The following is a 22,555-nucleotide window of genomic DNA, read 5'->3' as shown; positions in this document are numbered from 1 at the left end:
CGGGCGGGAGGGTCGGCATCGGGTCGGACGCGGTGTGACGCGAGAGCGTCCGGGCGGTGCCGTCGCGGGCCGCCTAGCCGCGGAAGCGGCGCGGCGGGCGAGACGAGGTGGGCAGCGGCCCGGGAATCAGGCGTGGTAGGAGCGGCTCAGTCGGGGCGGACCGGTAGACGGGTCAGCCGCCATCCGGCGTAGGCGAGCACGGCGAGGGCCGAGGCGGTGAGCAGATATCGCTGGAAGCGATGCGGAAACGCCTCCGAGACCGATCAAACCAATTTGATGTATCGTCGGAGCCGTGACCTCATCGAGTCGAGCCGCCCCGGCGTTCGTCCGACTGGCCGGCCACCCGCTGCGCTGGCGACTGCTGACCGAACTCGCCTGCAGCGACCTGCGGGTCCGCGAGCTGGTCACGCTGACCGGCGAGCCGCAGAACCTGGTCTCCTATCACCTGCGGCTGCTGCGTGACGGGGGCCTGGTCACCGCGACGCGCAGCAGCTTCGACGGCCGGGACAGCTACTACCACCTGAATCTGGACCGCTGCGCGGACGCGCTGGCCACCACCGGTGCCGCCCTGCACCCGGCGCTGCACCTGGCCCCGGCACCGTCGGCGGCCCATCCGACCGCGCCGGTGGCGGTGCTGTTCGTCTGCACCGGCAACAGCGCCCGTTCACCCATCGCCGAAGCTCTGCTCCGTCGGCGCGGCGCCGGCCTGGTCGAGGCGACCAGCGCGGGCACGCTACCCAAACCACGCCTGCACCCCGAGGCGGCGAGGGTTCTGCATGATGAATACGGCATCGACATCTCCAGCCAGCGCCCCAGGCACCTGAACACCCTCACCGGCCGCCGGTTCGACTACGTGATCACCTTGTGTGACAAGGCCCGCGAGGTCTGCCCGGAACCCGGCGAGCAGGCTCGTCGGGTTCACTGGAGCATCCCCGATCCCGCGGCAGCCGGCGCCACCGATCAGGCCGGCTACCCGGCCTTCGGCCGTACCGCGGCCGCCATCGACGCCCGAATCCGGTACCTGCTGCCGGTCCTGGCCACCAGCAAGCGAAAGGAGACTCCGCCGTGATCGCTCCCGACCAGTACGCCAGCGTCCGCTACCTTGTCGACGACGTCCAGGCAGCCGTCGACTTCTACACCACCCACCTTGGTTTCACCGTCAACATCAGCGCCGCCCCCGCCTTCGCCGATGTGGTCCGCGGACCACTGCGGCTGCTGCTGTCCGGACCCACCAGCTCCGGTGCCCGCGCCACCCCCACCGACGCGAGCGCACCCGGTCACAACCGCATCCACCTCATCGTGCAGAGTCTGGACGCCGAGATCGACCGGCTCCGTGGCGCCGGGGTGTCGTTCCGCAGCGACGCGATCTCCGGCCCCGGCGGACGACAGATCCTGCTCGCCGACCCCGCCGGCAACCTCATCGAACTGTTCCAACCCGCCCGATAGACCGCCCCCTCGCTGGTCGCGCCCTGGGCGGGTTGGATGAGACCCGGGGGAGGAGGGCCCTGCGACCCCGCCAGCGCCCAACCGTAGAGGTGGGGAACCTCCCGCCCGAGGGTTCCCCACACTCCGACTCGAGGAACGGTCAGACTTCGACCCTGGCCTGCGCAGCCGTGGTCGCCTTCGCTGTCCGGCGTCCGGGCATCCACCAGTTGGCCTTGCCGCACAGTTCCATCACGGCGGGGACGAGGACCATCCGGATGATGGTGGCGTCGATGAGCACGGCGACGGCCATGCCCAGGCCGATCTGCTTTACCGAGACGTCGGGGCCGAGCAGGGCGGTCGTGAAAATGGCGATCATGATGGCGGCCGCGGCGGTGATGACCTTGGCGGTCCGCGCCAGCCCGTGAGTGACGGCGCTGCGGGTGTCGCCGGTGCGCTCGTACTCCTCACGGACCCGCGAGATCAGGAATACCTCGTAGTCCATCGACAGGCCGAACAGGAGCGGGAACATCATCATCGGCACCCAGGTCACGATCGGCATCTCGGTGGGGAAACCAAGGACCGAGCCGAGCCATCCCCACTGCACGATCGCGACCAGCACGCCGTAGGCGGCGCCGATCGACAGCACGTTCATCACGGCGGCCTGCAGCGCGATCGTGACCGACCGGACCAGCGCGACCAGCAGCAGCAGGGACAGCACGATGACGACCGTGATCATCAGCGGCAGGCGCGAGCTGGTGTCCTCGGCGAAGTCGATCGCGCCGGCGTTCGGGCCGCCGAGGTAGACCTGCTCGCCGCCGGGTGCCTTGGGCAGCACGTCGTCGCGGAGCTCGTGCACCAGGTCCGCGGTCGCCTCCTCCTGGTATCCGGTCTTGGGGAAGGCCATGAAGATGGCAGCCTGCCCGTCCCTGCTGATCCGGGGCTGCGTGGCGTAGGCGATGCCCTCGGTCCTCCGGACCGCTTCGATGACCGAACTCAGCTCGGGGTCCCTGGAGTCGACCTCGGCGGCGAAGATCAGGGGCGCGCCGTAACCAGGGCCGAAGCCCTCGGAAATGATCTTGTATGAGGTGTAGCTGCTCCGGCCGTGGGGCTGGACGCTGGCGTCGGGCAGGCTCAGCCGCATCGACAGCACGGGAGCGGTCAGCACCAGCAGGCCCGCCCCGGCCAGGATCGCGGCGACGAGGGGCTTGCGCTGCACCACGCCGGCCCAGCGCTCGGCGGGGGTGCGGCGCTTCCGTGCCGGGGTGCCGTCGCCCCCCGACCGGCGGGACGTGCGACGGGGCAGGCGCAGTGAGTTGATCTTGTGGCCGATGAAGCCCAGGAACGCCGGCAGCAGGGTCACCGCAGCGATCATGGTCACCAGCACAGTCACCGACGCGCCGATGGCCACGCCGGTCATCATCTTCTGCCCCATGGCGATCAGGCCGAGCAGCGCGATCATGACGGTCGTGCCGGCGAACAGCACCGCGTGACCCGCGGTGGTGATGGCCTTGACCGTGGCGCTTTCGGGCTCGTCGCCGTCCTGCAGGCTGTCCTTGTAGCGGGTCAGGATGAACAGTGCGTAGTCGATGCCGACACCGAGCCCGATCAACACGGCGACGAGCACCGTGAAATCCGGCGAGGGGACCACGTGCCCCACGAGCTTCATCAGCGCGACGCCGCCGAGGACCGCCATCAGTCCGGTCACGATCGGCAGGCCCATCGCCACCAGTGACCCGAAGGCGATGAACAGGATCACCGCTGCGGTCAGGAGGCCCACACCCTCGGCCGGGCCCTGCGGGGGTGTCTCCGCCTTCTCCGCCTTGTCCCCGCCCAGCCCCAGCGTCACGCCGTCACCGGAGGCGACCTTGACCAGGTCCACCAGCGGCTTGACCTCGGCCTTCGGCACATCCGTGTCGGTCAGCGGGATGGTCGTACGGGCGATACGACGATCCTTCGTCACCAGGTTCTCGTCCTGATACGGCGAGGCCACCGGCCCGGTGATGGGCGAGGCGTCCAGCTCGGCGATGACCTTCTCGATCTTCTGCCGGGCGGCAGGGTCGTCGATTCCCTTGTCCGCCTTGATCGCGAGAGTCAGCGTGTCCCCTTGCTGCTCAGGGAAGTGCTTCTCGATCAGAGCCTGCGCCTTGGCCGAATCGGAGTCCCCACCGGAGTAGTCGTTGTCGGAGGCGGCGGCGTAGTTGAAGCCGAGGAACGCCACGGCGATCACGCCGACGATCCAGGTCAGCAGGACCAGACGGCGACGCCGGTAACAGAATCGGGCCAGTCCCGCCAGAGCTCCATCCGTACGGGGAGCCTCGGTTGTCATCATCTTCTCCTCAAATTGCCGTGAATCATCTACTTCCGTTCTCACTCAGTCGGTGTTCATTTCGGTGCCGAAAATGTGCGCCAGCAGACCGGCTGTGTCCCCTGGTGCGTTTCGCAGCGGGGCGAGAAACGCCGACTCGGCGAGCTCCTCCAGCACCGTGTTGATGACGTCCAGGTCGGCAGGGGAGAGGGACGGGGCCCGACGGGCCAGCCGATGCAGTTCGGCGTCGATGACGGCCCGGGTGTGCCGATGGACGAGGGCAAGGAGATTCGACTCGGGATCGTCCGCGTGTTCAGCGAGTTGACCAGTGGCGTGGGCTGGATCAGTGGCCATGGCCTGGGCTTCCGCCGTGCGAGCCGCCGAATGGCGTCGTGACACCGTCGTAGCGGAGTCGCAGCATCATGCCCTGGTGCGCGTGGGGCAGGTTGTGGCAATGGTTCATCCAGATTCCGGGATTGGTCGCGCGGAATGCGACCTCCCAGGTCTGGCCCGGCCGGACGTCGAATGTGTCCACCCACAGCGGGCTGCCCGTCGACGGCGTCCCGTCCCTGGACAGGATCAGCACCGGATGGCCGTGCAGGTGCCAGGGGTGCGTTTCCAGGCTTCGGTTGACGACGGTGAACCGCACGATGTCGCCTTCGACGACCAGTTGGTCGGGGATGGCGGGGTGGCCCCGGCCGTTGACGGTCTGCGCGTACGCCGGTCGGCCGTCGACCAGGGCCACTCCGCGGTCGAGGACCATGGTGAAGTGCCGGTTCGCGTTGCGGGTGTCGAAGGAGACGGCGGCCGGGGTGCCGTAGCGCAGCAGGTCGAGCTCCGGCAGGTCGGACGTGTCCTCGAGGCGCGCTTCAGCGGGGGCGTCGCCCTGCGGGCGCAGGCGCAGTCCGCCGTCACGATCGTCGTCGACAACCAGCGCCACGGGCGTGTCCGGCATGGGGAACACCAGGTCGTATCGTCCGCCTGCGGGCAGGCGCAGCCCGACGTCGCGGACCTCGCCGGGCCGGTTGAGGTCTCGGCCGTCGACGGCCGCCACCCGGAACGGGGTTCCGGCGAGGACGATCCGGTGCGGATCCGAGTCGGTGTTGATCAGTCGCAGCCGTACGGGTGCACCGGGCGGTGCGGAGTGTTCGGTCTGGCCGTCGCTGCCCGCGATCACGACGGTGCCGTCGAAAGTGTGCACGGGCAGGGTCAGGTCCACCTGCTCCGCCGCGGAGTGCACGTCGGCTCGCTGTCCGTCGCGCGGTGTCACGACGAGGGTTCCGTACAGCCCCTTGTGGACGCCGACGTGGGAGGCGTGATGGGTGTGGTACCAGTAGGTGCCCACCTGGTCGGCGCGGAACCGGTAGACGAAGTCCTCACCGGGTGCCACGGTCAGCTGGGTCACACCGGGCGCGCCGTCCTCGCCGCACGGTACGTCGTAGCCGTGCCAGTGCAGGGTCACGCCGCCCTCGATGTCCGCGTTGCGCAGCCGCACTTCGAGCAGGTCACCCTGGGTCGCGGTGATCGCCGGACCCGGGACCTCGCCGTTGTAGGTCCACGCGTCGACCTCCCGTCCGGACCGGAGCCGTACGGTGGCCCTCTTCGCGGTGAGCACGTGGCGCCGCACGGTGCCACCCGGTGCCGGCGACCCGGAGCCTCGCAGGTCGGCCACCGACACGGCCGACCGGGACGAGTGTCCGCGGCCGCCTCCCGTGGTCACCGATTCGGCGCGGAGGAACGACAGCCCGGTGCCGGCGCCGGCCGCGGTCACCACGACCGCGCCACCGGTCCAGCCGAGGAACCGGCGGCGCGAGATCGGGCGTCGGCCCTCCGGCGCCTGCGCGACGCCCGCATCGGCCGCGTTCTCAACGGGAAGCGCGACCACTCGCGCGGTCAGCAACGCGCCGACGCCCACGAGCGAGATTGTGATCAAGGCCGTGCTCAGGGTGAGCGGGTATCCGACCAGCAAGGTCACCACAAGACCGGCCAGTGCCGCGTAACCCGCGGTGAGCACCGAAACCACGCCGCGCGCCGACCCTCCCGCTGCTCGCCCCCGTTTTGTCGCGAGCAGTTGGGGGCCGGCGAGCAGCACGGCGGCGGCCCCGGCGGCTCCCAGCAGCGGCAGCCCCAGGAGGACCTTCTCCTGTACGAACCACCAGCCCCGGCCGGCCAGGATCGCCACGGTGACCACCCGGACCAGCGTCACGAGCACCGCCGCGGCTCCGGCGGCGAGCGCCAGCCGGGTACGCCGGAGCGCCAGGCTGACGCCGGCCGCGAACCACGCGGCCACGCTGAGCAGCGCGACGACGTGGTCCAGGATGATCCAGAGTCCGGTGGTCATGCTGCCTGTGGCGTGGGTGTGGGCGTGGCCGGCCTGGCCAGCTGCCGGGCCTGGCGGATGATCCTCCCGGTCACGGCCACGATGGCGAGACCGTTGACCGCGTGCAGGCCGAAGACGAGCCCGCCAGCGGTGCCGTCGAGCGCGGTGGCGATCGCCGCGATCACGAACTGGAGAACCGCGAGCCCGGCGACCAGGCCGCTCATCCCGATGAGCCGTCCGGGCATCCGGGCCGTCGCGGCGACGACGGTCACCAGAACCGTGATCAGGACAATTCCGCCGCCCAGCGCGCGGTGCGGCTGGAAGGACTCGTCGTTGGGTGCCGTGTCGAAGGCACCGCTGGCCGCCAGGAAGAACTGTGCGACGACGGCCAGCAGCTGCAGGGTCGCCAGGCTGGCGAAGGCTCTACGCATGGCGCGCTCCTCGAGGTGGGTGAGGGAGATCGTTCATGGCGGTGATCGTCGCGCCGGTGCGGCTGCCGTCGCCTCGGACAGCGGACGGCAGCGCCTACGCAATCGGGCGTAGCCGGTTCGCGTCTCGCTACGCCGGCCGGCGTAGCAGGTCGCGCGTCTGGGCGCAGCGTTGTCCGTGGGCGAGAACCGTAGGATCACGGCATGGAACAGCGTGCCGTGTCGTTCCCCCTGCGGGTGGTGGCGCAGGACGTGGTGCTCGCGCTCTTCATCACCGTGATGCAGGTGCAGGGCACGATCGCCCGCGTTGCCGTCGACGGGGCCGAGCGTCCGCTCGCCGACCTCGGAAACCTCGGATTCGCGCTGCTGGTGGTGAGTGGTCTGGTCGTGGCCGTCCGCCGCCGGTGGCCGGTCCCGGTGTTCGTCACCGCCGCGCTCGCCAGCCTGGTCTACTACAGCCTCGACTTCCCGGACGGGCCCGGCTGGCTCGGGCTCTTCGTCGCCCTCTACAGCCTCGCCGCCTACGGCGACGGGCGCCGGTCGCTGGTGGTAGCCGGCGTGGGTATCACGGTGCTCACCGTCGCGTGGCTGGTCGCCGCGGCCGACATCGAACCGCGAGCCGCCATCGGCTGGGTGTTCTTCCGGATCGGCGCGTCGGTCATGAGCGTGGCTCTCGGCGAGTCCGTCCGGTCTCGACGAGTCATCGCGGCCGAAGCTCAGGAGCGGGCTGAGCTTGCGGAACGGACCCGCGAGGAGGAAGCGCGGGCGCGGGTCGACGCCGAACGGCTCCGGATCGCGCGCGAGGTGCACGACACTGTCGCCCACGCCATCGCAATCATCAACGTCCAATCCGGTGTCACCGCCCACGTGCTCGACAAGAGGCCGGAAGTGGCACGCGAGGCGCTGCAAGCCATCGAGCAGACCAGCTCTCGGGCGCTGCGAGAGATGCGGGCCATCCTCGGGGTGCTCCGTGACGACAACGACGGGCGCCTGCCGTACCCCGGGCTTGGGCAGATCGACGAACTCACCGCCAAGGCACGCGACGCCGGACTCGACATCAAACTCGAGGAGACCCCGCCCGCGGCGCCGGTGCCGAGCGCGGTGGGGAGCGCCGCCTACCGCATCCTGCAGGAATCGATCACCAACGTGATCCGCCACGTCGGCCCGACCCGGGTGACGGTGGCGCTGAACCCGGGAGACGACGTGTTGGAGATCCGCGTGACCGACGAGGGGCGCCGTGCCGCTTCAGGCGATGACCCCGCCGCCCCGCAGCTGCCGGCCCAGCATCCGGCCAGCACCGGCAGCTCGGCCCAGCCCGGCCGCGGGATCCTCGGCATGCGCGAGCGCTGCCAACTGCTGGGCGGAGAACTCGACGCCAAGCCCACTCCGGGCGGAGGGTTCGAAGTCACCGCCCGGCTGCCCCTCGCGCCGACCGGGTCACGCCTGTGAACGCAGCGGCCGCGCCACCGATGACCAACCCCCCGATCAAGGTGCTGCTCGCCGACGACGAGGGTCTCGTGCGATCCGGGTTCAAGGTCCTGCTCGACGTCGAGGACGACATCACGGTGGTGGGAGAAGCCACCAACGGCGCCGAAGCCGTCGAGCGGGCCCGCGCCACCCGACCCGACGTCGTCCTCATGGACATCCGCATGCCGAAACTGGACGGGATTCAAGCCACCACCCAGATCGCCGAGATGCGCGGCTTGGAGCAGGTCCGGGTCCTCATCCTCACCACCTACGACACCGACGAGTACGTCTTCGACGCATTGCAAGCCGGCGCCAGCGGCTTCCTGCTCAAGGACGCCGGACCGGCCGAGCTCCTGCACGCCATCCGGGTGGTCGCCGCCGGAGACGCGCTGCTCGCGCCGCGGATCACCCGACGCCTCATCGGCCAGTTCACCGCGCGACGCACAGCCGCGCAGGCCGCCGAGGACCGGCTCGCGGTGCTGACCCAACGCGAGCGCGAAGTGTTGGCCCTGGTGGGGCAGGGCCTGAGCAACACCGAGATTGGTGCCGAGTTGTTTCTCAGCCCGGCCACCGCGCGCACCCATGTCAGCCACGCGATGGCGAAGCTGGGTGCGCGCGACCGTGCGCAACTGGTGGTGATCGCCTACCAGACAGGACTGGTCAGCGCTGATCGTCCGCCGCACCCCTGAACGATGGTCTCCCGGTGATCAGGCCGGTGCCCGGCGCCGGCAGCACCCCTTGATCGTGGATCTAGGATGCGGCGATGCAGATCTCCATGCGGGTCCCCTATGACGAGAAACAGCTACGCCGCACACTGCAGTTCATCCTCCGTCCGCAACTGAGGCTCGTCCGCATCCTGGGCGGAGTGTTGATCGTCCTCGGCCTCGCCCTGGTGGCGCTGGACCCGTCCACGTCGCTGGCCTACGTCGCCCTGGTCCTCGGACTGCTGTTCGTGTTCGCGATCGCACCGATCACGGTGGCTCGGTCGGTGCGTATACAGTCCAACGTCATCAGGGACGGGCTTCACCTGACGCTGGACGACGAGTGGGTCACACTGACCTACCCGCTCGTCGAGTCGCGGCTTCGGTGGGCTGGCCTCGACCGGGTCATCGAGACCCCCGAGGTCTGGTACATCATGTTCGGCAAGATCCAGGCGATCACGGTCCCGAAGGAACCGATGACCGAGGAGCAGCGGGCCGAGTTCGGCGCGTTCGTCAACGGGTTGCATCCGGCCGGCAAGTGACCGTCCCCATCGCGCTCATGCCACCGAACCCCATTACGGCCATCCGCGCAGTTCCGCCGTCTGGCCCGGCAATCCCATCGCCAGCGTAGGCGAGCCGGGGGGAGCGGTTGACCGGAATGATTCGGGAACGAGCGGACCGAGGTGACGCAGGCCCCGCTGCGGTCCGGGGTGCTCGCGAGCCTCGGAATATGGCCCTCTCGGGGGATCCCGCCACCTACGCTCGGGGCAGATCGCCTGCCGACCGCAACTGGCGGACGGCCGGCGGCCGGCGGCGTGGTGCGGAGCGGCTGACAGGCATCGGAGGAGACAGCATGGCCCAACAGCAGGAGCGTTCGGACAGCCAGCCCCGACTGCACCAGCATGGCCGGGAAATCCAGGCATTCGGGACGCTGCGCCAGCTACCGGTCGGTCTTTCGTACGACGCGCGAATGTACTCGTGTGAACGCCTGAACCGGATCCTCGCCGACAGCCGGATCCTGCACTCGCTTTACAAGAAGCACCACTGGCTCATGCGCGGGCCGACGTTCTACCAGCTTCACCTGCTGCTCGACAAACACGCGGGCGAACAGCTTGAATTGATCGACATGATTGCCGAGCGCATTCAGACGCTCGGCGGGATCGCCGTTGGAGACCCGCGGCACGTGGCTGAGTTGACCCGGGTGCCGCGCCCGCCCAACGGTGCCGAGGAAGTTCCGGCGATGCTCTCGCGCCTGTTGGAAGCGCACGAGCTGATCCTCACCGACGCACATGATGCTGCGGCGCGGGTGGCGGACGGTGGCGACGACGGCAGCAACGATCTGCTGGTGTCGAACGTGATCCGCACCAACGAACTCCAGACGTGGTTCATCGCCGAGCACCTCGTCGACACCCCCGTCGTCCGGGTCTAGTCAACGGCGGGCTCGACCTCGGCGCCTGCCGTCATCGCCGACGAACCCGTCGTCGGCTGCTCACCGCCCTGACCACCGAGCATTTCGTGCTCCAGACCTCGCGCAGCGCCGCCATGACCGAGTCCGTCGGGCGGGCGACCGTGTTCCTGTCGCTGCTGTCCGCCTCACTGGTCGGGCTGGGCTTCGTCGCACTGTTGATCGGCCTGGGCGCGACCCTGCTGGCCGGAGCGGCCGGCGGATCCGCCACGTTCGCGATCGCGCTCGGTGTGGCGGGCGCACTGGTCGCCTTCGCCGCACAGCTCGCGTACATCGGGCGGGCCTCGATCTGGCTGCGCGGCTGATGATCGCTGAGCCGCGCGGACGCGCGGCTGCGGCCTACCACCGCCCTCGCCGCCCGTCCGTAACGCCAAGCCCGCCACCAGAGCGCGGAGGCCGCACGGGCCGTCGCCGTCCTCGGCCAACGGCCCCCGCGCTGGCGTTTCGGCTCGGATCGGCGACGGCCTGGTTTCGCAACACGTGCTCGACGCGCTGGATGAGCAGCAGTACCCGGTGATGACGCCCTGATCCGCCGGAGGCCCAGGTCGACCCGTCGACCTGGGCCTCCGTGCGTTCGGGGACGGCGACTTCTGGACGTCGCTTTTGTTCATCCATTTAAAAGTTGAGCTATTTGAATCTAAAGATTAGGGTGTCGACCATCGATCTTTTGCCTCGCGAGGTCGTAACGACCGGTCAGGGGGAGAAAAGCTACCCGACTCCTTCCCTGCCGGGCCTCACCGCCACCACCAGGAGGAACCATGACCGCACCGAGCCGGCGGCACCGGCGCCGGCGAGCCGTGCTCGCGGCCGCGGGGGCCGCTCTGGCGGCCCTGCTCGCCGCAGCCCCCGTCACCCAGGCCATGGCCGCACCCGGCACCGCCGAGGTCCCGCCGCAGGAACCAGGCGTCACCCTGCGCTCGTACGACATGGGCGCCCCGCTGTCCGCGCTGTGCACCCTCAAGCCCGCACAGACGCCGAACGTCGACAAGCTGATGCCGCAGATCAACTGGACCACCACGGACGAGTTCGGCCTGTCCGACCGATTCATCAGCCACGTCATCGCCAACCTCGCCGTGCCCACCGACGGCGACTACGCCTTCCGGCTCACCAGCGACGACGGGTCGCGCCTGACGATCGACGACCGGCTCGTCGTCGACCACGACGGCCTGCACGGCGAGACCGCCAAGGAAGGGTCGGTCACCCTGAGCGCCGGCCTGCACCCGTTGTTCGTCGAGTTCTTCGAGAACGGCGGCGGCCAGGTGCTGCGGCTCGAGTGGCGTCGCCCTGGCGCAACGGGCTTCGAGCTCGTGCCGACCTCCGCGCTGAGCACCGACGCCGACGTCGTACGCGTCACCGCCCCCGGGTGGAAGTACTGCGAGGGCGCGACCGACTCGGCCGGGGACGGCCTGCCCCTCGACCGGGTGCACCCCGGCTACACCCTCACCGACCTGCGCCCCGAAGGCTTCCAGCCGCAGGTCACCGGCATGGCCTTCATGCCCGACGGCGACCTGGTGATCTCCACCTGGGGCGGCACCGACAACGTGGCCGGCGAGGTCTACATGGTCGAGGGCGCCACCGGGAAGACCGGCCCCGAACAGGTCACCTACCGCAAGTTCGCCCAGGGACTGCGCGAACCCCAGGGGGTGGCGGTGGTCGACGGCACCGTCTACGTCAGCCAGAAGCACGAGCTGACCGCCCTGCGCGACACCGACAGCGACGGCGTCGCGGATGACTACCGGACGGTGGCGACCTGGCCGTGGGGCCGCAACTTCCACGAGTTCGCGTTCGGCCTGCTCTACCGGGACGGGTACTTCTATCTCAACCTGTCAGTCGCCATCAACCTGGGTGGCGCCACCACGGTGCCCCAGCCGGCGCGCAACCGCGGTACGTCGATCAAGGTGAACGCCGCGACCGGCGAGATCACGTATGTCGCCGGCGGCCTGCGCACCCCCAACGGCATCGGATGGGGCCCACGCGGGGAGGTCCTCGTCACCGACAACCAGGGGGGCTGGCTGCCGGCGAACAAGCTGGTCCAGATCCAGCAAGGAGCCTTCTACAACCACTACACCACGCCCGCGGGCCCGTACGACGACAAGGCGGTGACCCGTCCCATCGTCTGGCTCCCGCAGAACGAGATCGGTAACTCGCCGTCCACGCCCGTGCTGCTGAAGCAGGGACCGTACGCGGGACAACTGGTCGTCGGTGACGTGACCTACGGCGGCCTACAGCGGGTCTTCCTCGAGGAGATCGAGGGCCAGTACCAGGGCGCGGTGTTCCGGCACACGCAGGGCCTGGAGTCCGGCATCAACGAGGTGGCCCTCGGCCCCGACGGCGCGCTCTACGTGGGTGGCCTGGGTGCCGGCGGTAACTGGGGCCAGGAGGGCAAGCTCACCTACGGCCTGCAGAAGCTCACGCCCAACGGCACCTCGGTCTTCGAGGTCAAGCAGATGCGCGCCTCGCATGTCGGGTTTGAGCTGGAGTACACCAAGCCGCTGTCCGCCGAGACCGCGCAGAAGCTCGCCGACGCGTACCAGGTGACGCAGTGGCGCTACGGTGCGACGAGCCAGTACGGCGGGCCCAAGCTCGAGCTGGAGACGCTCAAGGTGACCAAGGCCGAGCTGTCGGCCGACCGCCGCACGGTCAAGCTGCAGATCCCGGGCCTGAAGGAGAACCGCGTGGTGCACGTGCGCTCCCCACGTCCCTTCTCGTCCGCCGACGGCGAGGAGCTGTGGAACACGGAAGCCTGGTACACGCTCAACGAGATCCCGGGCCGCGTGGTGCAGCCGCAGACCTTCTTCGAGGCCGAGGAGGGCCGGACGGTCGCTGTCGGCATGGCCACCGACCACGCCGCCTACTCCGGCGCGGGCTTCGCCGCCGGGTTCGCGCAGAACGGCTCGTCGACCAGCATTTCGGTCGATGTCCGCGAGGCTGGGACGTACGACCTGGCGATGCGCTACAGCAACGGCCCGAACCCCTACTCGGGTGAGAAACAGCTGAGCCTGTACGTCAACGGCAAGCGTGTGGAGCAGACGGTCTTCCCCTCGACCGTCACCTGGGAGGAGTGGGGAACGGTCACCACCACTGTCGGCCTGAACAAGGGCCGCAATGTGGTCGAGTACCGCAAGGAGGCCGCGGACTCCGGGCACGTGAACCTCGACGTGCTCGCCGTCCGGCCGCACGGCAAGCGCATCACGCTGTTCGACGGTGGCGAGCTCACCGAGTGGCAGCACAGCGACGGGCGGGAACCCCAATGGCCGGTCGCCGGCGGCGCCATGACCGTCCGGAACGGGGACCTGCGTACCCTGCAGGCCTTCGGTGACTTCCGCCTGCACGTCGAGTTCAACCTGCCGCTGTACCCGCCGGACGTGACCGGGCAGGCGCGCGCCAACAGCGGCGTGTACCTGCAGGACCGTTACGAGATCCAGGTGCTGGACTCGTTCGGCATCGACCCGCCGCAGACCAACGACGCCGCGGCCATCTACAACCAGAAGGCCCCCGACGTGAACGCGGCGCTGCCGCCCCAGACCTGGCAGACGTACGACATCGTCTACCGGCAGGCCCGCTACAACGCGGCAGGCAACAAGGTCGAGAACGCGCGCGTCACCGTGGTGTGGAACGGCGTCACGGTGCAGGACGACGTCGAGATCCTCGGTCCGACCGGCGGCAGCCGGCCCGAGGGCCCGGCAGCCGGCGCCATCCGGCTGCAGGACCACGGCAACCCGGTCCAGTACCGCAACATCTGGATCGAGCCGCTTGACCTGTAGGTTCCGCCAGCGGCCAGAACGCGGACGGCCGGGTACCGGTACGCCGGGCCCGGCCGGCCGCGTGGCGGCTGCCGCAGCGGACGGCGTTCTGGCGAGACATCCTCGACGGCCCAGCGGCCTTGAACCGTCGCGCACGTTCTGCCGAAGTGCTCGCCTGGGCCCGACGCGAACTGGCCCACTTCGCGGACAACCAGGAGACGTTCACCGCCGAACCCACATTTCGCATTCCCCGCGGGGTGCGAAGGCGCCGCTTCCAGGGGCTAAGGCCGGGACCCGGTCGCTACCGTGGTCGCGACGGCGGCCAGCAGCTTCCTCAGCTGGGTATGCGGGAAATGCTCCTCGGCCGCCGCCGGTGGTGTTACCCGTGTGCTGTAGAAGTCGGCGTCGTGGTCGTCGTCTTGTTCGGCCCACAGGTTGCCTGCCTCGTCGCGGTGCCACACCACCTTCTGGCCGCGGAAGTCGGCGCGTTCGAGCCAGTCGGCGCCGCTGGGCCAGTAGCCGTCCCAGTCCTGGGGCCGCAGTGCGCCGTACGCCGAGTCGACGCTGGTGACCGCAGCGTCCACGTCGTCGTCCTCGAAGACCGCGGCGAACCGGCAGAGCAAGGCCAGCGGCACCCCGGGGTGCGACAGCAGCGGATTTCGCACGGCGACTGCCCGGCAGATCAGATCGAGCTCCGACCAGCGCAGCGCGTACGGGTGCCAGTGCGCCAAATCGTCCCAGCCCAGCCCGGTGGGCTCGGCGGAACCAGGTCCGGTGATGCCAAGTTCGTACGAGCCGAGCTGGGTGTTGACGTCGAGCAGGATGAGATGGCCGCCACCGACGTCGAAGACGACGTTGAGCGCGTTGTCCCGCTCGCCATCGTCCTCGTCATCCTCGTTCTCCTCGTCGAGCAGCTCCTCAAGGGCGCCGAGCCGATCGGCGCCGGGTCCGTCCTCCGCGGCGAAGGTGTACCGCGCCCAGAACAGAGGATCGTGCAGCGATTCGCGCAGGGATGCTGGAATGCCCATCCCACGATCATCGCCTGCCGGCGCGGCAGCCCGTCAGGCGGCCGGCTGCCGTCGATCGAGCAGGTCCGGGCATACCTTCCGGCACTCGCTCATCGGCAGGGCTGCGCAACGAGTGACACCGCGCGTTCGTCACGGACCGTAACGCGCGGTCGACGGCGGAAGCGTGCAGGTCGCACCGATGGAAAACGGGGTCCCGCTGGGGTGCGGACTCGGGGACGACATGCCTCGGCATGGTGAGATGGCGGTTGTGGTGATCAGCGAGGTCGGCGGTTGGCCGACAGGTGAAACCGTCGAGGACCTCACCGAGTACGCCATGGCGCAGGGCGCTGAGGGATACGACGTGCACGAGGTACGGCTGTGCACCTGCGCGGGCTGTGGCGGACATGTCTTCGGCGTTCGTGGTGATCTCGAGGAGCACGCAGCGAAGCGCATCTGCCGCGACTGCGGTGCACAGCATTTCATCGCGGACAGCGGCCAGTACTGGGATGACGCCAGATCCGCCATCATGGTCTGCGAGTGCCGCGGTGACGGCGACGAAGAAGACTTCAACGTTGCGGTCAGCTACTCCCTCTACGCCGATGGGGACGGAATCCGTGCGATCGCCATCACGAGCCGCTGTGTCGCGTGCGGGCGACTCGGCTACTGGGACGACTGGATGATCCGCGGCGGCGAAATGCACCTTTTGGATCTCGCGTAGGCCTTGGTTGCACAACCGGAAGGCATCCTCGGCGCGCTGACCTCGACATGGCCGGGGCCTGTATCAGTTGCAGGCCGCGATCGTCGCGGTGCACGCCGAGGCCGGCCGGTGGGAGGACACCGACTGGCCGCAGATCCTGATTCTCTACACGATGCTGGACCGGCTCGCCCCGTCGCCGGTCACCATGCTGCACCGGGCCGTCGCCCTGCGGTATGTGGCCGGGCCCGATGCCGCGTTGGCGGCAGTCGACGAACTCCGCCAGGCCCTCGGCGGCTATCACCTGTGGCACGCCACGCGGGCTGAACTGCTGCGCGATCTCGGCCGCCCGGACGAGGCGCACGAGGCGGACAGGCGGGCGCTGGACCTTACCGCCAATCCGGCCGAGCAGTCCTTGTTGCGGCAGTGGATCAGTTGGGCTTGACCGCGTGGACGCGTTCGACGGTGCCGGCTTTCAACCTTTCTGTCTTGACGATCTCGAAACCCGCTGCCCGTACCAGGGGTAGCTGGCGGCGGGTGAAGTGCTCGCCGGCCGCGCGAATGGTGAACCGTTCGAGGAGCCACTGGGCGGCGTGAACCGGTGGCCAGGTGCTACGGACGTGGTCCAGCAGGAGCAGCCGGCCGCCCGGTACGAGGACCCGCTTCATCTCGCTGATCCCCTTCACCGGGTTGGGGATGGTGCACAGCGACAGGGCGCAGACCACCGTGTCGAACGAGGCGTCGTCGAACGGCAGCCGCTCCGCGTCGCCCTCGTACAGGTCGACCGTACGGCCGAGGTCGGCGGCCCGCTGCCGGGCGATGTCCAGCATCGCCGGGCTCAGTTCGATCCCCGAGAGGGTCACGTCGGCGGGGTAGTGCGGTAGGTTCCGGCCGGTGCCGATGGCCACTTCCAGCACCCGACCACGCGCGCGGGCGCCCAGCCACTCCCGGCCGCCACTGAACAGGGTCCGATCGAGGAACGCGATCTGCCTGTCGTAGCTGGGTGCGGTCCGGTCCCAGACCCGCCGCTGCCTCGCGGCCGGGGTCTCACCGGTCCTGCCCTTGGCGGTGCTGCTCATGACGGTAGTCCTTCCACGTTGGCGAGGTGGGGCGGGTGCAGTCCTACTTCTGCCTGTGTCGACTTTCCAAGTACACAACCAGACGCCGACCAATTCGATCAGGAACCTTCATGATCAGGAATTGACTGGGCGGACTCTTCGACCTCGCCGGCGGCCGTGGCGGACGCGGCGGAGGGATACCGGGCGACGACGCCGCGGGATCTGCCGGTCAGGGCACCGGCCGCCGCCTCGGCGGCGCCTGGGCTGATCCGGCCCCTAGCGGACGAGCGCCACCGCGACCAAGACGTACGCGCACGGCTCGGTCGCCGACCGACTCACGGCGGGCCGGTCACCGGTGGCGGCGCCGAGGCCGAGCAGGACGGTGTTGCCGGTCATGTTTGGCGGAAAGGCGTGGCCGAGAGCGAGGTAGCTCGGCGCCGGCGCGGTGCCGGTGAGCGCGCTGATGAGACGCTTCTCCGGCCCCGGCCTTCCCTCATGCCTGGTCTTCGTCGTCGGCGCGGTCGCGCAGTCGGCGCGCGGCGCCGGACAGGGCCCGCCCGAGCCTGTCGGGCACGAAGCCGCCGGGGCTGGCGTCGAAGCTGGATTCGTCGAGGATGTCCTTGACCATTTGCAGGGCGATGCGGTTGCGGTTGGGCGTACCAGCGCGAAGCGCGGCCGCCAGTTTGGTGACCTGGTCCTTCTTGATCCTCGCCGGCATCGGGGGTTCGTGCGGGTCGACTACGCATTCGACGATGACCGGGCCGCTGGCAGCCAGCGCCCGCTTCATCTGATCGGGACAGCGGGCCGGGTCCTCGATACGGACGCCCGTGGCACCGCAGGCCTCGGCGAACTTGACGAAGTCCATCGGGGCGACGTCGACGCCGTATTCGGGGTTGCCGAGAAAGACCATCTGCTCCCACTTGATCAGGCCGAGGGTGTCGTTGCGGACCACGACGATTTTGATCGGGAGTTGGTGCTGCACCGCGGTGAGCACGTCGCCGAGCTGCATGGTCAAGGATCCGTCGCCGGTGAAGACGACGACCTGGCGGTCGGGTTGGGCGGCCTGAGCCCCGATGGCGTACGGCAGACCGGCCGCCATGGAGCAGTTCGTGCCGGAGAAGCTGAAGGCCTGACCCCGGCGAACCTTGATCTGGCGGGCAGCCCATGTGGTCACGGTGCCGGAGTCGCCGCAGACGATGGCGTCGGGGGCGAGTGCCTCGTTGAGCGACCATGCGGGGACCTGCGGCTTCATCGGGACGTCCGGGGACGAGCCGCGCTCGGCCATCAGCTCCCACCAGTCACGCATCCCGGCCTGTGCCTGGTGCAGAAAGTCCCGGTTGTCGTTGCGGGACAGCAGCGGTCGCAGGGCGGCGAGGGTGGCGCGGGCGTCGCCGGCCAGGGCGACGTCGACGGGGTGGCGCAGGCCGATCCGCTCGGGCTTGTCGTCGATCTGCACGCAGACGGCCTGCCCCGGAGCGGGGTAGTACTCGATGTAGGGCATGGTGGAACCGACGATGAGCGGCGCGTCGCACTGCTCGAGGGCCTCCTCGGATGGCAGGGAGCCGACCAGCCCGATGGGGCCGGTGGTGTAGGGGCTGTCATCCGGCACGCAGTCCTTGCCCAGTTGGGCTTTGGTGATCGGGGCGCCGAGCACCTCGGCCACCGCTTCGAGTTCCTCGCCCGCGCCGCGGGCGCCGGCGCCGGCCAGGATCGCGACCTTCGTCCGCCCGGCCAGGGCCGCGGCGGCGGCCTCCAGGTCTTCGCCCTGCGGCACCCGAATCGGTGGGCGCCAGGTGGTGGAGGTGTGGCCGGGCACGTTGCGCATGTAGCGAGTGCCGGATCCGGCGGGGGCGGCCTGGTAGTCGATCGGGAAGGCCAGGTGCGCGGGTCCGCGTTCGGCCAGGGCAGTGCGTACGGCGTAGTCGACGACGTTGATGACATGGGCCGGGCCCATGATTCGCTGGTTGTAGACGGTGACGTCGTTGAACAGGTAGTCGGTGTTGACGTCCTGCAGGTAGCTGGTGCCGATCAGGTCGTGGTAAGACATGCCGGTGATGGCCAGCAGCGGGGCCTGTTCGACGCGGGCGTCGAGGAGCCCGTTGAGCAGGTGCGCGGCGCCCGGGCCGGAGGTGGAGAAGCAGACACCGAGCCGGCCGGTGAACTTGGCGTAGCCGACCGCCGCCATGGCCGCGACCTCTTCATGGCGGACGTGGATGTAGCGGATCCGGTCGGTCTTCTTGCGCAGCGCGTCGACCAGCCCGTTGATGCCGTCGCCTGGCAGCCCGAAGATCGTGTCGACGCCCCAGTCGATGAGCCGCTCCACGAGCGCGTCGGCGGCCGTGCGTTCCTCAGCCATGTCGCTTCGGTCTCCTCTTGCGGTGGCGGTGGTGTGTCCGCCAGTGGGTGACGGCGGCGGCGCCTGCGACGGCGAGCAGCGCCGCAGCCGTGGCAACGCGTGCGCCTGCGCCGGTGTGGCGGGCCGGGACGCTGATGCCCTGCTCCTCCGGTCTGCCTGCCGGGCCCTGGGGGCCGCTGCGGGCAGCCATGGCGACGACCTCGGCAAGGTGCAACCCCTCCCGGTCGCTGCCGGCACGGATCTGACCGCGGCAACTGAAGCCGTCGGCGACGATCACGGTGGCGGCGCTGCGGGCCCGGATGGCGGGCAGCAGGACCCGTTCCCCGGCCGCCATCGACACCTCGAACTTCTCGCCGGCTTCGTAGCCGAAGCTGCCGGCCATGCCGCAGCACCCGGGCTCAGCCATCTCCACGTTCAGGCCTATGGCCGCGAGCAGCTCGCGGTCCGCGTCAAAGCCGATGACGGCGTGCTGGTGACAGTGGGTCTGCACGAACGCGTCCCGGTGCAGCCGCGGCGGTGTCCAGTCAGGCGCGTGCCGTTTGAGGAACTCGGCGAGGCTGAACGCCTGTGCCTGGAGCCGCTGCGCACGGTCGTCGTCGGGGAACATCGTGGTCAACTCGTCGCGGAACACGGCCAGGCAGCTCGGCTCCAGTCCGACGAGCGGCACCCCACGCTCGATGTCGTCGGAGAGCGCGTCGAGGATCCCGCGCAGATACCGCCGGGCGAGGTTCAGCATGCCGTAGTCGTAGAGGGGGCGGCCGCAGCACAACCTCCGGCTGGGCACCTTGACCCGGAACCCGGCCGATTCGAGGACCTCGACCGCCGCGACGCCGACCCGAGGATCGAAGTAGTTCGTGAACGTGTCGGGCCAGAGCAGCACTTCCGGCCCGTCGGGGTGCCGCGGGCGATGTTCGGCGAACCAGGAGACGAAGGTCCGTGCCGCGAACGCCGGTGCCGCCCGGTCGCGGGCGATCCCCCCGACGGCCTTGACCACGGTGCCGAGCACCGGGGCGTGCGTGGCGAGATTGGCCAGCCGCGGCACGCGCGAGGCCATCCGTGCCCACACGTTGATCAACCCGAGGGCGTACGCCTGGCGTGGCCGCAGCCTGCCGGCGTAATGATGGTGCAGGAACTCGGCCTTGTAGGTGGCGACGTCGACCCTGACCGGGCAGTCGCCTTTGCACCCCTTGCACGCCAGGCACAGGTCGAGCGCCTCCTTGACCTCCGGGCTGCGCCATCCGCTGGTGACACTGCCCGAGGAGTCGGCCATCTCCTGCAGCAGCCGCGCCCGTCCGCGCGTGGTGTGCTTCTCCTCCCGGGTCACCATGAAGCTGGGGCACATGACGCCACCCTCGGTGTGGCGGCAGACCCCGACGCCGAAGCAGCGGCCGACGGCCTCGGCGAAGCTGCCGCCGTCCTGCGGGTACCGGAACGCCGTCTCCAGCTGGCGCGGCCGGAAGCTCGTGCCCTCCCGCAGGTGCGAATCGAGTGGGTACGGGTCGATGAGCTTGTGCGGGTTCATCCGCCCCTGCGGATCCCACACTCGCTTGAACTCGGCGAACGCCTCCATCAGGCGGGGTGGGAACATCTTCGGCCACAGTTCGGCGCGGCCGTGGCCGTCCCCGTGCTCTCCCGACAGCGAGCCACCGAACGACACCACCAGGTCGGCGGCCTCCTCCATGAACCGGCGGAACTCGCGTACGCCGTCGGCGCTGCGTAGGTCGAAGTCCAGCCGGCAGTGGATGCAGCCCTGCCCCCAGTGGCCGAAGATCACGCCGTCGTAGCCGTACCGGTCGAGCAGATCGGTGTACGCCCGCAGGTAGTCGCCCAGGCGTTCGGGTGGCACGGCGGCGTCCTCCCAGTTCGGCCATCCGCCGTGGCCACCGAGCCCGATCGGCATGCGGGTGGTCCCTGCCGAGTGCTTGCGGATCTCCCATACCGCTTCCTGCTGCTGCGGGTCCTCGTAGCACCGATGCTCGGGCGCGTTGGGACGCTGGCGCAGCGCGGCCATCAGCTGCTCGGCTCGGTCGTTGGCCTCCGCCTGGGTGTCGCCGCCGAACTCGACCAGCACCCAGGCCTCGCCGGCGGGCAGCAGCCGCGGATCGCCGTAGGCCATCTTCTTCGCCTGTAGGTTCCGCACCACGTGTCGGCTGGTGAACTCGACCCCGATCGGCCCGAATTCCATCAGCCACGTGGCGTCGTCTCCCGAACTGGGAATGTCGGGATAGCCGAGGACGACCAGTGTCCGTGCCGGTGGCGAGGGGACCAGCCGGCAGTCCGCCTCCAGCGTCAGCGCGAGTGTCGACTCGGAGCCGACCAGGGCGCGGGCGACGTGGAAGCCGTTCTCCGGCAGCAGTTGATCGAGGTTGTATCCGGACACCCGGCGTGGGATGTCCGGCATCCCGGACCGGATCACGTCGGCGTAGGTGTCCCGGATGTGCCGCAGGCCGGCGTAGATCGCACCGCGGCGCCCGCCCAGCCCGATGATCCGCTCGATCTCGTCCTCGCCGGTGGCACCGACCCGCATACGAACCCCGTCGTAGGTGATGATGTCCAGCTCGTGGACGTTGTCCACGGTCTTGCCACCCATCACCGAATGCGTGCCGCAGGAGTTGTTGCCGATCATCCCGCCCAGCGTGGCGTGGTCCAGCGTCGCCGGGTCCGGCGCGAACGTGAGGCGATGCTGTCGCGCCGCCCTGTTCAGGTGGGTGCAGATCAGGCCCGGTTGTAGCCGTGCGCGGTGCCGCTGCGGGTCCAGGTGGACGAGTTGGTTCATGTACTTCGAGAAGTCGAAGCACACGGCGGCGTTCACCGCCTGCCCGGCCAGAGCCGTACCGCAGCCACGGCCGAACACCGGCGCCCCATACCGCTGGCAGACCGCGAGTGCCGCCTCGACGTCCTCGGCGTGCCGGGGCAGCACCACCCCGATCGGCAGCTGTCGGTAGATCGAGGCGTCGAAGCCGTACATGGCCCGGTCACCGGACCCGAAACGCACCTCGCCGCGCACGACGCGGCGCAACTCGCGCCCGAGCTCCGCCGCATAGCCGGGCGGCGGTCCGGAGCGCACCCGATCTTCCTTGCTCTTCATCGATCTACCTCGGTCAAGATCGGCATGCGGGCGCGCGGGTCCGCGACGAATCACGTGGCCGGTCCCGTTCTCATCGCCGGCGCACCACCCGATCGACCGGCTCACCCCGGTCGTCGACCAGCGGCGCGACGTCCTCCCCGCCCGGCATCGGGACGTCGAGGCGGCGGATCGCGTCCGCGGCCGCGACGTTGTCGAGGCGCGGGCTGGGGCGGTAGGTCCGCACGGTGCTCGACCCCCTTTCCGGGCACGCAGAACCCGCTCCGGCGAGCGGTCACCCTGGTCTAACCCGTCGCGGCGGGCGGCCGTAAGTGCGCATCACCGGTAGCGGACGGCGGCACTCACCGGACCGGGGGAGGCGCGTTGAGCAGCGCCGTGCGGCCGTCTCACAAGTTCAGCCACGACAGCGGGGTATCTCGTACCCGGCCGGCCCGGGTGGGATGAGCGAAAGCCGTAGCGGCGGAGCGTCCCTGATCAGCTTAGTGATCCTGAGTCTCTTGT

The 22,555-nt window shown here is 69.7% G+C and carries 20 protein-coding genes; 10 read left to right on the top strand and 10 right to left on the bottom strand.

The window, feature by feature from the left end; genetic code table 11:
* Positions 1-292: 292 nt before the first annotated feature.
* Both ACY34I_RS32000 and ACY34I_RS31995 read left to right on the top strand, forming a co-directional pair.
* Positions 293-1,069 (top strand): arsenate reductase/protein-tyrosine-phosphatase family protein, encoded by a 777-nt coding sequence (locus ACY34I_RS32000; protein ID WP_462758912.1) that lies wholly within the window; start codon positions 293-295, stop codon positions 1,067-1,069.
* Complete coding sequence (locus tag ACY34I_RS31995; RefSeq protein WP_462758911.1) at positions 1,066-1,446, top strand: VOC family protein; 381 nt, start codon at positions 1,066-1,068, stop codon at positions 1,444-1,446. The genes ACY34I_RS32000 and ACY34I_RS31995 overlap by 4 nt, the downstream gene beginning before the upstream one ends.
* Positions 1,447-1,585: 139 nt before the next feature.
* Here the strand turns inward: ACY34I_RS31995 and ACY34I_RS31990 are convergent, their stop codons facing one another.
* The 4 genes from ACY34I_RS31990 to ACY34I_RS31975 are packed head-to-tail and all read right to left on the bottom strand — an operon-like array spanning position 1,586 to position 6,481.
* Positions 1,586-3,751 (bottom strand): MMPL family transporter, encoded by a 2,166-nt coding sequence (locus tag ACY34I_RS31990; protein ID WP_462758910.1) that lies wholly within the window; start codon positions 3,749-3,751, stop codon positions 1,586-1,588.
* Between the two features lie 45 nt (positions 3,752-3,796).
* The gene (locus ACY34I_RS31985; protein ID WP_462758909.1) at positions 3,797-4,084 is read right to left on the bottom strand and encodes a hypothetical protein; all 288 of its coding nucleotides are present in this window, start codon (positions 4,082-4,084) and stop codon (positions 3,797-3,799) included.
* Positions 4,074-6,071, bottom strand: a complete 1,998-nt coding sequence (locus ACY34I_RS31980) for a multicopper oxidase family protein (RefSeq protein WP_462758908.1) — start codon at positions 6,069-6,071, stop codon at positions 4,074-4,076. The genes ACY34I_RS31985 and ACY34I_RS31980 overlap by 11 nt, the downstream gene beginning before the upstream one ends.
* Positions 6,068-6,481 carry a DUF6220 domain-containing protein gene (locus ACY34I_RS31975; RefSeq protein ID WP_462758907.1) on the bottom strand — a complete coding sequence of 138 codons (414 nt, stop codon included), beginning with the start codon at positions 6,479-6,481 and terminating at the stop codon, positions 6,068-6,070. The genes ACY34I_RS31980 and ACY34I_RS31975 overlap by 4 nt, the downstream gene beginning before the upstream one ends.
* A 201-nt stretch (positions 6,482-6,682) precedes the next feature.
* Here ACY34I_RS31975 and ACY34I_RS31970 point away from each other — a divergent pair, with 201 nt between their 5' ends.
* The 6 genes from ACY34I_RS31970 to ACY34I_RS31945 all read left to right on the top strand — a co-directional run bounded on the left by ACY34I_RS31970 (position 6,683) and on the right by ACY34I_RS31945 (position 13,875).
* The gene (locus ACY34I_RS31970; protein ID WP_462758906.1) at positions 6,683-7,927 is read left to right on the top strand and encodes a sensor histidine kinase; all 1,245 of its coding nucleotides are present in this window, start codon (positions 6,683-6,685) and stop codon (positions 7,925-7,927) included.
* 20 nt (positions 7,928-7,947) lie between these two features.
* The gene (locus ACY34I_RS31965) at positions 7,948-8,634 is read left to right on the top strand and encodes a response regulator transcription factor (protein WP_187413516.1); all 687 of its coding nucleotides are present in this window, start codon (positions 7,948-7,950) and stop codon (positions 8,632-8,634) included.
* 74 nt (positions 8,635-8,708) lie between these two features.
* Positions 8,709-9,188, top strand: coding sequence for a YcxB family protein (locus tag ACY34I_RS31960; protein WP_462758905.1), 480 nt, complete (start codon positions 8,709-8,711; stop codon positions 9,186-9,188).
* 311 nt (positions 9,189-9,499) lie between these two features.
* On the top strand, positions 9,500-10,075 hold the full coding sequence (locus ACY34I_RS31955; protein WP_462758904.1) for a Dps family protein: 576 nt from the start codon (positions 9,500-9,502) through the stop codon (positions 10,073-10,075).
* 86 nt (positions 10,076-10,161) lie between these two features.
* Positions 10,162-10,416, top strand: a complete 255-nt coding sequence (locus ACY34I_RS31950) for a hypothetical protein (RefSeq protein WP_462758903.1) — start codon at positions 10,162-10,164, stop codon at positions 10,414-10,416.
* 453 nt (positions 10,417-10,869) lie between these two features.
* Positions 10,870-13,875, top strand: coding sequence for a 3-keto-alpha-glucoside-1,2-lyase-like domain-containing protein (locus ACY34I_RS31945; protein ID WP_462758902.1), 3,006 nt, complete (start codon positions 10,870-10,872; stop codon positions 13,873-13,875).
* A 260-nt stretch (positions 13,876-14,135) separates the two neighbouring features.
* On the opposite strand, the gene ACY34I_RS31940 is transcribed toward ACY34I_RS31945, so the two are convergent.
* A complete protein-coding gene (locus ACY34I_RS31940; RefSeq protein WP_462758901.1) occupies positions 14,136-14,882 on the bottom strand; it encodes a hypothetical protein in 747 nt (248 codons plus the stop codon).
* 163 nt (positions 14,883-15,045) lie between these two features.
* On the opposite strand from ACY34I_RS31940, the gene ACY34I_RS31935 reads away from it, so the two are divergent.
* Together ACY34I_RS31935 and ACY34I_RS31930 are read left to right on the top strand one after the other, a co-directional pair.
* Positions 15,046-15,579 carry a hypothetical protein gene (locus ACY34I_RS31935; RefSeq protein ID WP_462758900.1) on the top strand — a complete coding sequence of 178 codons (534 nt, stop codon included), beginning with the start codon at positions 15,046-15,048 and terminating at the stop codon, positions 15,577-15,579.
* A gap of 67 nt (positions 15,580-15,646) precedes the next feature.
* Positions 15,647-16,000 (top strand): hypothetical protein, encoded by a 354-nt coding sequence (locus ACY34I_RS31930; RefSeq protein ID WP_462758899.1) that lies wholly within the window; start codon positions 15,647-15,649, stop codon positions 15,998-16,000.
* Here the strand turns inward: ACY34I_RS31930 and ACY34I_RS31925 are convergent.
* The 5 genes from ACY34I_RS31925 to ACY34I_RS31905 form a co-directional block, all read right to left on the bottom strand.
* Entirely contained in the window at positions 15,987-16,634 is a 648-nt protein-coding gene (locus ACY34I_RS31925; protein ID WP_462758898.1) for a class I SAM-dependent methyltransferase, read from the bottom strand. The genes ACY34I_RS31930 and ACY34I_RS31925 overlap by 14 nt on opposite strands.
* 255 nt (positions 16,635-16,889) lie before the next feature.
* Entirely contained in the window at positions 16,890-17,078 is a 189-nt protein-coding gene (locus ACY34I_RS31920; RefSeq protein WP_462758930.1) for a DUF1275 family protein, read from the bottom strand.
* 28 nt (positions 17,079-17,106) lie between these two features.
* Positions 17,107-18,969, bottom strand: coding sequence for a thiamine pyrophosphate-dependent enzyme (locus ACY34I_RS31915; protein WP_462758897.1), 1,863 nt, complete (start codon positions 18,967-18,969; stop codon positions 17,107-17,109).
* Positions 18,962-22,057, bottom strand: a complete 3,096-nt coding sequence (locus tag ACY34I_RS31910) for an FAD-binding and (Fe-S)-binding domain-containing protein (RefSeq protein ID WP_462758896.1) — start codon at positions 22,055-22,057, stop codon at positions 18,962-18,964. The genes ACY34I_RS31915 and ACY34I_RS31910 overlap by 8 nt, the downstream gene beginning before the upstream one ends.
* Positions 22,058-22,127: 70 nt before the next feature.
* A complete protein-coding gene (locus ACY34I_RS31905) occupies positions 22,128-22,280 on the bottom strand; it encodes a hypothetical protein (protein ID WP_462758895.1) in 153 nt (50 codons plus the stop codon).
* Positions 22,281-22,555 lie beyond the last annotated feature (275 nt).

Source organism: Micromonospora sp. RTBAU3-60, assembly GCF_054963695.1.
This window is presented reverse-complemented; position numbering and strand designations above follow the sequence as displayed.